The organism is Absiella sp. AM09-50, from assembly GCF_003433845.1.
Taxonomy (GTDB): domain Bacteria; phylum Bacillota_I; class Bacilli_A; order Erysipelotrichales; family Erysipelotrichaceae; genus Hoskinsella; species Hoskinsella hominis.
Map to the genome: position 1 here is coordinate 69,704 of NZ_QVFI01000006.1, position 13,703 is coordinate 83,406.

Below are 13,703 nucleotides of genomic sequence, written 5' to 3' on the forward strand. Positions count from 1 at the left end.
TTGAGAAAAACCAAAACTGCGGGAGCCTGTATTTTATCCGCAATGTCGCTTTATTGTATGGATGCATCTCTATTTGCGAAGGAACAGATGTTTTTGATCAATGGTGCACAAATACAGGAAAGTTATCATGAACAGGCGAATTTAAGCTTTTTAGTAGACGATGATAAAAAGGATAAGGCCCAATTATTTGTGAAATCATCAAACCTGGATATGAAAGAAATTAAAACGATCACATGGCAGAAAGTAGAAAATGGCTGGATTGGACAGGTAGAGGTATTGGATGGTGATGATGTACAATACGAATTAAAGATTGATAAAGAAAGCTTTCTGACACCAGCCTTTGATAAGGATACTACACCATATTCCATAAAATTCTATGAAGATAAACAAGAATGCGGTGCTTTACAAGATACCTATTCTACACACCCTTTGATTACTTTTCAATTCTTTGATCAACATCAAAAGCAGGTGATTACAAGCGTAAAAAAAGATGGCGTAGAACAAACCATCTCTTGGTTAAAACAACAGGAGGAATTTCAATTACAATTAGAAAATGGATCATATCAATTTCATTTTGAAATGGAAGATGCCTATGGGAATCAGGCTGTCTATGATAAAGAAATTTTAGTAGATGATACCCTGCCACAGGTTACATTAATGAAAGATGGTGTAAAATGGGAGCCACAAGTCATGGAGCAGGATGGAACCTTTCGTTTATATGTAGTAGATGAGCATCTGGATATCGCTGCATCTAAGATTTATATCAATGATGTTTTACAGGAGGTTGCCTGGGAAAGTGACGAAAATGGACAATATATGACATTTTCCATTATGGGTGAAAACGAGCATGTATTGCGTTATGAGATTGTGGACAACTGTGGCAATATGGTAAAAGATCAGGTAGAATTGTCGATTGATCAAAGTGCACCAATTCTTCATCTGTTTGAAGGTAAGGAAGAAATCACAAATCTACAGCCAATATATGATCATGCACTTCAACTGCGTTTTCAAATCGATGAACCACATTTAAATTATGAAGAAAGCTATATTGAAATAGATGATAAAAAACAATTTCTCAATGAACCACGTGAAGCATATACCGTTTCTTTAAGTGATGGAAGCCATCATATCCGTTACTATTTTGTGGATCAGGTTCATCATGTCTGTGAACAGGATTTAGGGAAAGTATTGATTGATCAAATGGCACCTGTCATTGATATGAAAATCGATAAATATCAAAAAAACAATGTCACATTTCCCATTACGATTACAGAGGAGCATATCGATCAATATTGGGCGTTTATGAAAAAGGATGGCAAGGAAAAAGAGCTAGTCCTCAACTGGACACAAAAGGGTAACCAATACTTTGCATATCCAAAATTTGAACAGGAAGGTGTATATGAAATTGAAGTAGGCGCAAGTGATCTGGCATCTAATCGAACGATAAAAAAAGTAGATTTTGTCATTGACCACAATGCACCAACAGTAAGTTATACATATGATGATCATGAGCATACAAAGTATTTAAATCATGCCAGAATGCTTTGCTGGAATGTAAGTGATCTATATTTAGATGAAGAAAACAGCATAATACAAATTATGCGGGATGGAAAAGTCATTGATGAATTACATCCCAAAGATAACAAACAGGATACTTTACGCTATCAGATAAAAAAAGACGGCGTGTATGATATCAACTGGAAAATATTTGATCTTTCCGGTAATCAAACAAGTGGAAGTGATCATTTCATCATTGATCAAAAGGCACCAAAGTTATCTTTACAGGCATTAAGTGCTCCTATCACGAATCAACATCCATTGATTCAATATGCTGTATCAGATGATTATTTATCTGACTATACACTATCGATCACAAGAAACAGCCAAACAAAAACATATGAAGGAACACAAGCCATATGTGAACAGCTTTCTTTGATGGAACAGGGATATGGAGAATATGATATTCGATTAAGCGCAAAAGATCTTGCGGGAAATATAACCACGACTGACTCTTTGCATCTGATCTATGATCCTATCGCACCCAATATCAATACAACGATCAATCATCAGCCCTTTCATAATGCTCTTCCCTATATCACCAATAAAGATGTTCAAATACAATCATCCATCAGTGATTTATGGCTAAATCAGGTAATAGCTACTTTGTATGAGGATGATCAGTTCTTTAAACAGCTGCAAGGCAATGAAGTGCAGTTGTATATTGGAAAAGAAGATGGAAAAAAGCATCAATATAAATTAGTGATTGACGCAAGTGATCTAGCAGGAAATCTTACTTCCAGACAGTATGACTTTGTGATTGACAACTATAAGCCGAATATCCATTTTGAAAATGAAAAGGATGCCATCTATCATGCTCCCTATACGCCAGCTATCAAAGATGATCAAAAGAAATTGTCTGTGGTACATTGGACATTAAAACGTAATGGGGAAGTACAACCTTATTTATGGAATCAGCCAATCAAAGAGGAAGGTGATTATGAGTTAGAGGTGGATGTAAGAGATCAGGCAATGAATCGCTGGAAATTACCACCATATCATTTCACAATAGATGAACAGGCTCCCATCATATCACTTTATGATGTTGATCATGCATATCAAATACTAGATCATGGAATGATTCATTCTCAGATTTCTTTATACATTGATCAAAAAGACAGTCATAAACGAAGCCATGAATATTTTACAAAAATAATGATTGATGGCAAGGAAATAGATGTGAATCAAATCAAATATGATGAAAACGGTTATGCATATTATCTAATCATGCTGGAGCATGAAACACATATTTATGCGAAAGCGGAGGATGAGGCAGGCAATGTCACAGAATTTGATCAGATCATCACCCCACTTGAAGAAGCACAGGTAAAAGAAGAAATAAAAACTGCCAAACAGCAGGATTCTATTCAAATGAGTGAACAACTGGAAGAAAACGAAAGCAAAAGTGATATTATGATCTATTCATTAACAGGTATTTTATTTGTGATTACAGGTACGATCTGGTATGGCTTGCGAAAACGCAGAAATCATCATTCTTAGTCCTACCCATATTGATTCCTGTTTATTGCCATCACAAGCGATTGGAAGATTCTGGCTGTACAGACAAAAAAACCAACATCATATGCCGATCATGGAGGTGTGTGGACAAGACAATGAATGGTGTTTGTTGAAGAATCCACAATGTGACTTTCCCATTGATTTTCCTAAGTATTATCCATTAACCAAAAACAAACAGCTGTGTATACGCCATGATCATGATTTGATATATCTTTTATATATTCAAAAAGATACATTTCAATATCGTTATTATGCATTAGAACCATCAAAAACATATAAAATCGGCCGTCATAAAACATGCGATATATACATACAGGATACAATGATTTCTCATCATCATGCCAGCATATATTATCAAAACAATGCCTGGTTTATCAAAGATGAACAAAGTCGCAATGGCTTATATGTGAATGCATTACGAATAGATCATGAAAAACTTCATCCCGGAGATCGTATACAGATAATGCAATATTTGTTTATTATGGGGAAGGATACATTATTGGTTGTTTTACAGGATATGATGAATATCCATATGGAGGAAGGAAAAGAAAAAGTACATACCATACATCCATTCACTCCACAAGATATTCTTCCATCCGTTCATGAAACCTTTACGATAGAACCATTGGAACTAACGATAGAACTGCCACAGGAAATATCACAAGTGGATGATACACCATTCTTTATGAGTGCAGGACCCTCCTTTATCATGGGAATCGCTTCTATGGCAATGGCAATCGTCAGCGTGACTTCAATGAAAGCAAATCATGAATCCTTTACCAGTATTTTGCCAACCCTCATCATGAGTGGAAGTATGGCTTGTACAATGATGCTTTGGCCAATCATGACACGTATTTATGAAAAACGAAAACATAAGAAAAAAGCAAGCATCCAACAACGCCAATATCTTTCTTATCTTGAAAACATGCGTAAAGAAATCAAGGCATACCAACAAAAAGAATGCCACAGCAGAGCTTCTCGATATGAAGATACACAAGATGCCTTAAGAATGTTGAATCAAGCACCATGGAAGCTGCATAATCGATTGCCAAATGATCATAACTTTTTACATATTACGATAGGAAAAGGAGATTGTGATGCAGACATTCATCTTCACAGTAATGTAGAACCAGCCATTCATGAAGAAAGTATCTGCTGGGATGCATATCATGAATTTATGCAAAATACTACTAGACTGCATGATCAAAATATCACGATTAATTGTCGATGCAATCATAAAATTGGCATCTATGGTGAAGAAGCACTATGCCAGCAATTTCTTGCGAATATCATGTTACAGATCTATTTACTACATCATCGTGAACATATCACTTTCTGTATTCTGGCAGATATCGGTTTCATAAAACGCTATGCCCTTGGCTTTTTACCAGCTGTATATTTTGAAGAAACACGTTTTATCGTCTGTGATAAGCAAACAGGAAAACAGGTGAATTATGCTTTAAAACAATGGTGGAAAGAAAAAGATGAAGAAGATTATTTAATGATTTTCTCATTTGATCGGCATCTGGAACAAAACATGGATTACTTATCGTATCTTTTGAAAGAGGAACGGGTAGTATATTTTCAAATAGCACCATATCTACAATTATTACATCCCAAGTGCGAGCAGATCATCCAGCTTATGGATGATACCCATCTAATGCTTCAAAATGAACAGTTATCTATGCATTTAGCCAGTCGACAGGAAATAAAAGATACCATTTCCAAGTATCATACATATCATTTTCCCACCCAGCAGAAACAAGGTTATCCTGCTTCATTTACCTTTTTAGACTTGTATGAGTGTGCAAATGTCGAACAGCTGCAGATTCTTGAACGCTGGAAAAAACAAACTTCTTCTTTAGAAGCACTCATTGGCATCAATGAACATCAAGAAACGATTTCTTTGGATTTACATGAACATTTTCATGGACCACATGGCTTAATTGCCGGTATGACAGGTTCAGGTAAAAGTGAATGGATCATGACTTTGATCTTATCGCTGGCAGTTTCTTATTCTCCTTCACAACTCAGTTTTGTATTAATTGACTATAAAGGAGGAGGCATGTCACAGGCATTTTCAAAACTGCCACATGTTGCAGGTGTCATGACCAATCTGGATAATGATCAGATCATGCGTTCCATTCAGGGAATTCAAAGTGAACTTACTAGACGGCAGAAGATATTTAAAGCAATGCAGGAAACATGCCAAAAGCATGTAATGCATATCGATCAATATCAACAGTTATATAAAGAAGGCGTAGTATCAGAGCCATTATCCCATATTTTGATTATCGCAGATGAATTTGCGGAATTAAAACAACAACAGCCACAATTTATGGAAGATTTAAAAAAGATATCACGTATTGGCAGAAGTCTGGGCATTCATTTATTATTGGCTACCCAGAAACCAAGTGGCATTGTGGATGATCAAATCTGGAGTAATGCACGCTTTCATGTATGTTTAAAGGTTGCGGATCGTATGGATAGTGTGGAAATGTTGAAAAAAGATGACGCCATTTACTTGAAACAAGCCGGAATGTTTTATTTACAGGTGGGATATGATGAATGGTATGTAAAGGGTATGGGTGCATGGGCGAATGCTCCCTATTATGAAAAAACAAAGCATGAGCCATTTGCCCATCGTCAGATCAGCATTATTTCACCAACGGGAGAACCATTATTTGAAAAGGCTGTAGAAGAAAAAACGAAAAGTACAATGACCCAGCTGGAGGCAATCGTAAATCATATTCAAATATGTGCCCAAAGAAGCAGCCAGCAAGCCACTACCCTGTGGTTACCACCACTTTCTAACGATATAGAACAAACAGAAGCATACATGTTGGGGATGGTTGATGATCCAATGCATCAAAAACGCTTTGTATTACATCTACATCAGGAGCATTTTGCATATATCGGCACCAGAGAAGAGGATAAAGCATACTTTCTACAAGCCATATTGTCCTCAATCCAACAAATGGATGCGGATTGTTACATATTAGACCATTGTAGAAAAGAGTATCCTTCAGTGGATGATGTCATCATTTATGAAGATAAAGAAAAGATGGAAAGTTTCTTTTATCAGATAAAAAAACAACTGCATTTACGTAAAAAACAAGGATATACAAAACCAGTCTATTGTATTTTCCAGCATTATGAAATGGTAAATATACAGGATACCACCTATATGGAAGATATACGTATGCTACTAAAAGAAGGCGCAAGCTTTGGTATTTACATTTGTCTAGGACTTCAGGATCCTTATGCATTGACTTATCAGATCAAAACATATCTGCATGATATCTATTGCTTCTATATGGAAGAAAAAGATGATTATCATGTACTGTTTCATCATTGTGAGGTATTGCCTAAAAAGATATGTGGACGAGGAATCTTTGAAAAAGAAAACCAGATTTATCAATTTCAAAGTGTGAAAGCAACTGTGAAAGCAAAAACAAAACGACAGCAGATACCTGTATTACCAAAACATATCACTGTCAAAAAGAAAAAAGGACATGTTTATATTGGAAAACATGTCATCAGTAAGGAAGATATCTTTCTAAAAGAAGAGGAAGTGGTGATGTTGTGTGATCAAACCTTTTATGTGCCCTTTTTAAAAGCCATAACGAAACAGGAATGTCAGGTAGAAAAGTATGCTGTTCATGAAATCCCGGATTCCTGTAATTTACATGGAAAAACCATTTTATGGAATGGCGCAAACCTGAATGCTGCCACATATACATTACATTTACCTTACTTTAACGAAGAACATATCGAAGAAAGGATGGGAATCTTATGGAAAGATGGAAATTACCACACCATCCAGTTAGTGGAGGATATAACATATGGATGATCGTATTCTTGTGGAGGTGTACATCCCGTTCGTGCAGACCTCCCTAAGCATCTATCTGCCATTACAGGCAAAGCTTCAGGATTGTATGGATGTATGTATTGCATATATCGAAAAGAAACAAATACCAATACAAAAACAGTTTTATTTGTATCATGAAAATGACCAGAAGATTCTGGCAATGGATTGCTGTGTTGCCCAAAGTGGTTTACATACAGCATCCTATATCATTTTAATTTAAGGAGGAATGGCTATGAGCATTCAAATCAATGTAGATTACCAGCGTTTAGAAAGCAGTGCCGCAAGAATTGAACAACAGGCAGATGCCTATGAAAGAGGATATCGTCACCTATTTCAGGATGTAGATAATATGAAACAAGGATGGCAGGGAAAAGACAATCAGTCATTTACCAGTCAGATCAAAGGATTTGAAACAGATTTTGTAAAAATGGTGACCTTAATGCGTCAATATGCACAATATCTAAGACAAAGTGCATCCATTTATCGTAGAACGCAGCAGGAGCGTGCAGATATGGCACGCCGCTTAAGTAACTAAGGAGGCAGCTTTATGGAAACAATGAATATATCTTTGGCAAAGGTCACGACCTGTGCAAACCAGATTCGACAGGAAAACAATCAGTTAAATACCAATTTAAGAGAAATCACATCCACGATGCAGCAATTGTCCAATTTTTGGAACAGTCCTGCTAGTGATACGATTCGTCAACGCTTTATGGCAATGCTGCCAGCTTTTGAAAACTATCGCACGATAGTAGATACATACGCAAAATTCTTAGATCAGACAGTACTCACTTATCAGACAATGGAGCAGCAGCTAAATGCAGAAGCTGACACCTTCCAACGTTAATCAAATCTATACCTATCAAAGACAATTAAACCAAATCCAACAGTATCTTCAAAGAATGGAACAGGATGTACACACATCTGTTTCTTCTATGGAGCTTCCCTATGTAAAACAACATATCGCTAAGATGAAAAAGAACATACAGGAGCAACGCTATATCTGTGAAACTTTACTATAAATCTTACGTATATGCTGAGCGTACATACTGGAAAACTTCAGCAGACTTTAGCACTATGCAATCAAACTAGCTCACACATACAATTACTGCCTTATTATTTCTATCATGATCAGCTGAACTATAAAAATCATCAGCTGATCAATGATATGGCAAAATTACAAAGTTATCTTGAAGAATCCAAAGAAGCCTATGAATTAGCAGAAGAAGATATCGCCAATATCGCTACAGATGTTATTGAACGTGTTACACAGGTATTTCAAATTCTTGCTGCGCCAGTAAAAGAGCCATTCTGGGATTTCAGCTGCAGTAAGTGGAATGGTACCCATCGTTTTCATACATCTATATCACCAAGTAAATCATTAGATGATTACATCAAGAACGGTGTATGTTTTGGTGCATTTGGAAGTGCCAGTATTCTAGATTATCAAATTGGTAAAACCATGAAATTTGCAAAAGCGCAGGGAAATCTTTCCTTTGGCAATGTGGAAGGCAATACAGACTTACATATACAGCTATATGATGAAGATAAAAAAATCAACCCAGAAGTAAACCTTGAAGTTGGTGGAAATGCATCTATTGGTGAAGCAAAAGGATTATTGCGTATTGGCACAGAAAACTTTAATGTTGAAGGTGAAGTCAGCGGCAAAGCCGGTGTAGCATATGGAGAAGCAAAAATAACAGCGAATAAGGAAGAAATTACCATGAAAGCAGATGTAGGAATTGCTGCACTTCAGGGAGAAGCAGAAGGCGGATTTAATTTTTTTGGAGCGAAAATTACTGTAACAGGTACAGGTGAATTAGGAGCATTAGGTGCAGGAGTAGAGTTTTCCAGCAAAAAAGGGGAACTTGAATTTGGTGGTAAAGCTTCATTTTTGGCGGGTATAGGATTAAAAGTAAAAGTGGAATATTAATGATAAGTGAGAGAGGAATTAAAACGTACATGAAAAAGAGAACATTAGAACAAATTTTACCATTAGGTACCATTGTACTTCTAAAAGGCGGCAATAAAAAAATCATGATCATTGGCAGATGTCAAGAGGATGTCAAAACAAAGCACCAATATGACTATAGCGCATGCTTTTATCCTGAAGGATGGATATCTGCACAAGAAACGATCATGTTTAATCAAAGTGAAATCGATTATGTATATTATCTTGGATTACAGGATGGAGAAGAATTCGCATTTCGCGGTTTTATGGAAGAACGTCTGAGTGAATTAAACCTATTGGAAGAATAAAAAAAGGAGAGCTAGGCTCTCCCATTATAGACACTTATCGGATAACAGAAACAATTGCCATAAAATAAAAGGCAATTTGTGAAGTCTTAATACGACGTCCACTTTGTAACATCATCTCACTAATCGCACAATACTTATCAACTGCCTGTACGATCCAGCCTTCCTTTGTCTTAGGACAATGGATGGTCATCGGCCACATATGATGAACGATACAGTCCTCCATTACATGATTGATCTTCGTTGCTTTTTTTGCATTTTCTAATGCAATCTGTGGATGGATAGAACAATGTCTTCCTTCCATTGGACGTGTATCTTTTTCACGCCAGTCATAAAAATATAAATCATGTAATAATCCAGCTCTTGCAGTACTGTATGCATCCAAGTGAAACTTTCTTGCTAATAAAAAACTATAATATGAAACATTCAATGAATGTTGGAAACGACTTGTTTTTAAATGCTGTGAAAAGTCCTTTAACTTATGAACATCATCAATCTCAATCAAATCCTTGACACAGTCGAGATATTCATTTGCTAAATAACTGTTTACATTGTTTAAATCTACTTTTGAAAATATTGCTTTTTCCATTCCATCAGCCTTCCTGGTCCTTTTTCTTTTCTACCCAATATTCATTGTAGCACATTACACAAAAAAGTCATGTGAATTTTTTGTGATTTTGATTATTTTTACTTTTACAATCTAAACTGGAAAAAATATTTAAAATAAGGTATGATAAACAGGACGAAAAAATAAGGAAAAGAGGAATTTCATGGAACTAGAAAAAAGTATCGTGCATATTCTGGATTGTGAACATAACACATATATCGCAAGCAGTAAATGTATGCAGGAAATGAATGAAGATATTTTAAGCATGATAGAAAAAAAGGCAAATAAAGCTTTTGCCAGTACAAAGAAAAAAGCTGCTCACTTTAAAGAAGGCAGCATTGCCAAATCATGGATAGAAAACTATACCGCATCACGCATTTCTTTTGAAGAAATCAGTGAAAAACTGGCTAAGCATATTTTTGACTTAAAGATGCAATATGGGGTTTATGAAGGAAGTGACTTGATTATTGCCAGTGTCATGCAGGAGGGAAGACGCTATCTTTTGATTTTAGACAATGGATATCAAAGTGGCTTAACACATGACTTACATCAGGAAGAAGCAGTTTATAACGAATTGATTTCCTATCGTACACTGTTATCATCCAATTTGACAAGTAAAGATCGTGCTGCCTTAATCGAATGTAGTGATTTAAGTATTCATTGTGTAGAAAATAAAATTGAAATTGAAGCACAAAAGGTAAACTTTTTAGCCGAACTGGTTTTACAATGCACCACAAAGCCAAGTTATCAGGAAGCTGTAAAAACCATGAGTAAAACATTAGAAGAAGTCAGTGAAAAATATGATATACAAGAAGTAAATCTCATGCCAAAAATGAAAAGCATTATCGCAGATACAGTGGATCGTCAGGCACCGATTGATGTAGAAGAAATCGCAGAAATTCTGTTCGCAGAAAAACCACTCATAAAAAAAGACTTCACCCAAGAAGTCAAAGATAAAGGCATTGAAGAAAAAGTCGATGTAGAATACGTAAAACCAAGACGCAGTGAACGTGTACAGAAGATTAAAACGGATAATGGCATAGAAATTATTATTCCAGTAGATTATATGAATTCAAAAGATTATGTAGAATTCGTTACACAAAGTGATGGAACTATCAGTATTCAGTTAAAAAACATCACCAATATCACCAGTAAATAGACAGAAGGGAGTTATTAAAACTCTCTTTTTTTATTGCCTAGTTTGCCCATGCACGTAAATCAAATGCCATTCATGTATATAAAAAAGCACCCAATCGGTGCTTTCCTTATAAGGTAAATTATTCCTGAGCAACCTTTACACCAGTTACGCCGGCAACTTCATCTAATAAAATTGCTTCAATACCTTCACTAATCGTATCATCCAGGGCAACACATCCCATGCAGGCACCTAACATACGTACCGTGACGATACCATCTTCAAAAGAAACAAATTCAACATCTCCACCATCTCTTTGGATATATGGACGGATTTTTTCAATAACGTGTTTAATTTCATCTATTTTTGTCTGCATACTCATACCTCTTTCCTATATGTGTAGTAACTCAAATAAAATCAGAGCTACCAATATACCTAATAAAATACCACCTAATACTTCAATAAATTTATGACCAAGAACACTCTTGATTTTCTCATGATAGATCGGATCAGAAAATTTTAAACCCTTTAATGTTTCCAAATCAGATATCAGCTGCTTGGTTAACTGTATGTTTTTTCCAGCATAATAACGTACATTGGTCGCATCATAAATGACGATAAAACTGAATACGCAGGTAATGGCAAATAAAGTTGAATCAAAACCTTCACTCATTCCAATCGCAACAGTTAATGCAGTAACGGTACTGCTGTGTGAACTTGGAAAACCACCACAGGCGATACATTGATGTACATCTAACTTCTGGGTGCGTAGATACAGTACAACGGGTTTTAGTACCTGGGCAAATACGTTTGCCAGCAAAGCGGCCAATAACGGGTATATAGAACTCATAATGTCACCTCAAATAAATGCGAGAGTGGAAAATTTCCATCTGGCATCTATTATTATAACACATAAAAGCGAAGATATGATATAATAAGCACGATGAAATGAGGTGAAACCGTGCAGTATATGATTGGAAGTGTTGTAGAAGGTGTCGTCACTGGGATTAAACCGTATGGCGCATTCGTCTATCTGGACAGTAAGCATACCGGATTAATTCATATCTCGGAGATATCTGAACGCTTTGTAAGAGATGTGCATACGTATGTCAAAGTTAACCAGCGGGTGAAGGTAAAAATCCTGGATGTGGATGAAGATGGCACACACTTTAAACTGTCACTGAAAGCATTACAGCCGCAGAAGGCAAGAAGTATGCGTAAAAGAATCACACATGAATTGCCACCTATGAAAATCGGTTTTGCTTCTTTGCAGGAAAAACTGGATGGCTGGATCAAGGATGCCATTCAATAGAAGGAGGAAAAAAAGAAATGATGAAGTTAGATTTATCTCATGCCTTGTTGAAAGAAGACGTATTAAGCTATCAGGATGTTGTAAGCAAATATCATGATCAGCTGGTAAACAAGACAGGTAAAGGAAACGACTTTACAGGCTGGGTAGAATGGCCAAATAACTACGATAAAGAAGAATTTGACCGTATCAAGAGTGTAGCAAAGGATCTGCGCGATAAATGTGAAGTATTCGTTGTTTGTGGAATCGGTGGTTCTTATTTAGGAAGCCGTGCTGCGATTGAAATGATCAATGGCTTATACAACAAGGATAAAGTAGAAATCGTATTTATGGGAAATACATTCTCTAGCAGCTACATTAAGAATGTCATGGATTATATTGCTGATAAAGAAGTTTGCGTAAACGTTATTTCTAAATCTGGAACAACAACAGAAACAGCGTTGGCATTCCGTCTATTGAAACAGTTCATGGAAGAAAAATACGGTAAAGAAGAAGCTAGCAAACGTATTGTAGCTACCACAGATAAAGCACGTGGAACATTAAAAGCAATCGCTGATAAAGAAGGATATGAAACTTTTGTTATTCCTGATGATATCGGAGGAAGATTCTCTGTCATCACACCTGTTGGTTTATTGCCAATTGCAGTTGCTGGCATTGATATTGACGCAATTATGAGTGGTCTTGCAAAAGGTTATAAAGACTTTGGAGATGCTGATTTAAACAAGAATATCGCTTATCAGTATGCAGTTGCCCGTCGTATCCTTGAAAACCAGGGAAAAGATGTAGAAATGTTAGTATCTTATGAACCACAGATGAACATGGTCGCAGAATGGTGGAAACAGCTGTTTGGTGAAAGTGAAGGAAAAGAAGAAAAGGGAAATCTGCCAACAAGTGCTAATTTCTCAACTGATTTACACTCTTTAGGACAGTTTATCCAGCAGGGTAAAAAAGTATTATATGAAACATTATTGTTAGTAGAAAAACCAACAAGTGACTTAGAATTCCCAAGTGATCCAGATAATGCAGATGGCATGAATTATTTAAGTGGCAAGAGCGTTGACTGGGTAAATAAAATGGCTTGTAAGGGAACTTTGGAAGCACATGAAGTTACTGGTAATGTACCAAATATCCTGATTACTATTCCAGATATGGGAGCTGAAAGCTTTGGTTATATGTGCTATTTCTTCTTCAAAGCTTGTGCAATCAGTGTTTATATGTTAGGTGTAAACCCATTTGATCAGCCAGGTGTTGAAGTTTATAAGAAAAATATGTTCCGTTTATTAGGTAAAAACTAAAAAAGGTTAATAAGTGAGAAAAGTGCTTTAAAATAGCACTTTTCTTTTGCATAAGAAGTATCAAAAATGGTACTGTAAGTTACATGTAGGGTACAAACACCAGTAATGGTTTATAAAAAATAAAACGATGAATACAGCGATAGAAGCAGATGATT

14 protein-coding genes are annotated in these 13,703 nt (G+C 36.0%); 11 read left to right on the forward strand and 3 right to left on the reverse strand.

The annotated features are described in order from the left end of the window. From DW114_RS07425 to DW114_RS07460, 8 genes are all read left to right on the forward strand, one after another. A complete protein-coding gene (locus tag DW114_RS07425; RefSeq protein ID WP_117453146.1) occupies positions 1–3,057 on the forward strand; it encodes a hypothetical protein in 3,057 nt (1,018 codons plus the stop codon). After that, positions 3,023–6,928 carry an FtsK/SpoIIIE domain-containing protein gene (locus tag DW114_RS07430; protein WP_117453147.1) on the forward strand — a complete coding sequence of 1,302 codons (3,906 nt, stop codon included), beginning with the start codon at positions 3,023–3,025 and terminating at the stop codon, positions 6,926–6,928. Before DW114_RS07425 ends, DW114_RS07430 begins: the two co-directional genes overlap by 35 nt. Next, positions 6,921–7,166, forward strand: a complete 246-nt coding sequence (locus DW114_RS07435; protein ID WP_117453148.1) for a hypothetical protein — start codon at positions 6,921–6,923, stop codon at positions 7,164–7,166. The genes DW114_RS07430 and DW114_RS07435 overlap by 8 nt, the downstream gene beginning before the upstream one ends. Positions 7,167–7,178: 12 nt before the next feature. Next, a complete protein-coding gene (locus DW114_RS07440; RefSeq protein WP_117453149.1) occupies positions 7,179–7,481 on the forward strand; it encodes a WXG100 family type VII secretion target in 303 nt (100 codons plus the stop codon). 12 nt (positions 7,482–7,493) lie between these two features. Next, positions 7,494–7,793 carry a pore-forming ESAT-6 family protein gene (locus DW114_RS07445; RefSeq protein ID WP_117453150.1) on the forward strand — a complete coding sequence of 100 codons (300 nt, stop codon included), beginning with the start codon at positions 7,494–7,496 and terminating at the stop codon, positions 7,791–7,793. Further along, positions 7,765–7,968, forward strand: coding sequence for a hypothetical protein (locus DW114_RS07450; protein WP_117453151.1), 204 nt, complete (start codon positions 7,765–7,767; stop codon positions 7,966–7,968). The genes DW114_RS07445 and DW114_RS07450 overlap by 29 nt, the downstream gene beginning before the upstream one ends. Positions 7,969–8,114: 146 nt before the next feature. Next, positions 8,115–8,879, forward strand: a complete 765-nt coding sequence (locus DW114_RS07455) for an amino acid transporter (protein WP_147322879.1) — start codon at positions 8,115–8,117, stop codon at positions 8,877–8,879. Between the two features lie 29 nt (positions 8,880–8,908). After that, positions 8,909–9,205: a DUF4176 domain-containing protein gene (locus tag DW114_RS07460; protein ID WP_117453243.1), complete on the forward strand. Its 297-nt coding sequence runs from the start codon at positions 8,909–8,911 to the stop codon at positions 9,203–9,205. Between the two features lie 34 nt (positions 9,206–9,239). Here the strand turns inward: DW114_RS07460 and DW114_RS07465 are convergent, their stop codons facing one another. Next, the gene (locus tag DW114_RS07465; RefSeq protein ID WP_117453153.1) at positions 9,240–9,791 is read right to left on the reverse strand and encodes an HD domain-containing protein; all 552 of its coding nucleotides are present in this window, start codon (positions 9,789–9,791) and stop codon (positions 9,240–9,242) included. Between the two features lie 181 nt (positions 9,792–9,972). Here DW114_RS07465 and DW114_RS07470 point away from each other — a divergent pair, with 181 nt between their 5' ends. Then, the gene (locus DW114_RS07470) at positions 9,973–10,968 is read left to right on the forward strand and encodes a nucleoid-associated protein (protein ID WP_117453154.1); all 996 of its coding nucleotides are present in this window, start codon (positions 9,973–9,975) and stop codon (positions 10,966–10,968) included. A gap of 118 nt (positions 10,969–11,086) precedes the next feature. Here the strand turns inward: DW114_RS07470 and DW114_RS07475 are convergent, their stop codons facing one another. Beyond that, positions 11,087–11,320: a NifU family protein gene (locus DW114_RS07475; RefSeq protein ID WP_117453155.1), complete on the reverse strand. Its 234-nt coding sequence runs from the start codon at positions 11,318–11,320 to the stop codon at positions 11,087–11,089. A gap of 15 nt (positions 11,321–11,335) precedes the next feature. Then, the gene (locus tag DW114_RS07480; RefSeq protein ID WP_117453156.1) at positions 11,336–11,794 is read right to left on the reverse strand and encodes a divergent PAP2 family protein; all 459 of its coding nucleotides are present in this window, start codon (positions 11,792–11,794) and stop codon (positions 11,336–11,338) included. A 111-nt stretch (positions 11,795–11,905) separates the two neighbouring features. On the opposite strand from DW114_RS07480, the gene DW114_RS07485 reads away from it, so the two are divergent. Further along, on the forward strand, positions 11,906–12,256 hold the full coding sequence (locus DW114_RS07485; RefSeq protein WP_117453157.1) for a CvfD/Ygs/GSP13 family RNA-binding post-transcriptional regulator: 351 nt from the start codon (positions 11,906–11,908) through the stop codon (positions 12,254–12,256). 17 nt (positions 12,257–12,273) lie between these two features. Then, on the forward strand, positions 12,274–13,548 hold the full coding sequence (locus DW114_RS07490) for a glucose-6-phosphate isomerase (RefSeq protein ID WP_117453158.1): 1,275 nt from the start codon (positions 12,274–12,276) through the stop codon (positions 13,546–13,548). Positions 13,549–13,703: the final 155 nt, after the last annotated feature.

Coding starts and splice junctions, on each gene's coding strand:
- DW114_RS07445 (WP_117453150.1), top strand. CDS start 7,494: ATGGAAACAATGAATATATCTTTGGCAAAGGTCACGACCTGTGCAAAC.
- DW114_RS07490 (WP_117453158.1), top strand. CDS start 12,274: ATGATGAAGTTAGATTTATCTCATGCCTTGTTGAAAGAAGACGTATTA.
- DW114_RS07450 (WP_117453151.1), top strand. CDS start 7,765: ATGCAGAAGCTGACACCTTCCAACGTTAATCAAATCTATACCTATCAA.
- DW114_RS07465 (WP_117453153.1), bottom strand. CDS start 9,791: ATGGAAAAAGCAATATTTTCAAAAGTAGATTTAAACAATGTAAACAGT.
- DW114_RS07460 (WP_117453243.1), top strand. CDS start 8,909: ATGAAAAAGAGAACATTAGAACAAATTTTACCATTAGGTACCATTGTA.
- DW114_RS07440 (WP_117453149.1), top strand. CDS start 7,179: ATGAGCATTCAAATCAATGTAGATTACCAGCGTTTAGAAAGCAGTGCC.
- DW114_RS07475 (WP_117453155.1), bottom strand. CDS start 11,320: ATGCAGACAAAAATAGATGAAATTAAACACGTTATTGAAAAAATCCGT.
- DW114_RS07455 (WP_147322879.1), top strand. CDS start 8,115: ATGGCAAAATTACAAAGTTATCTTGAAGAATCCAAAGAAGCCTATGAA.
- DW114_RS07430 (WP_117453147.1), top strand. CDS start 3,023: ATGGCTTGCGAAAACGCAGAAATCATCATTCTTAGTCCTACCCATATT.
- DW114_RS07470 (WP_117453154.1), top strand. CDS start 9,973: ATGGAACTAGAAAAAAGTATCGTGCATATTCTGGATTGTGAACATAAC.
- DW114_RS07435 (WP_117453148.1), top strand. CDS start 6,921: ATGGATGATCGTATTCTTGTGGAGGTGTACATCCCGTTCGTGCAGACC.
- DW114_RS07480 (WP_117453156.1), bottom strand. CDS start 11,794: ATGAGTTCTATATACCCGTTATTGGCCGCTTTGCTGGCAAACGTATTT.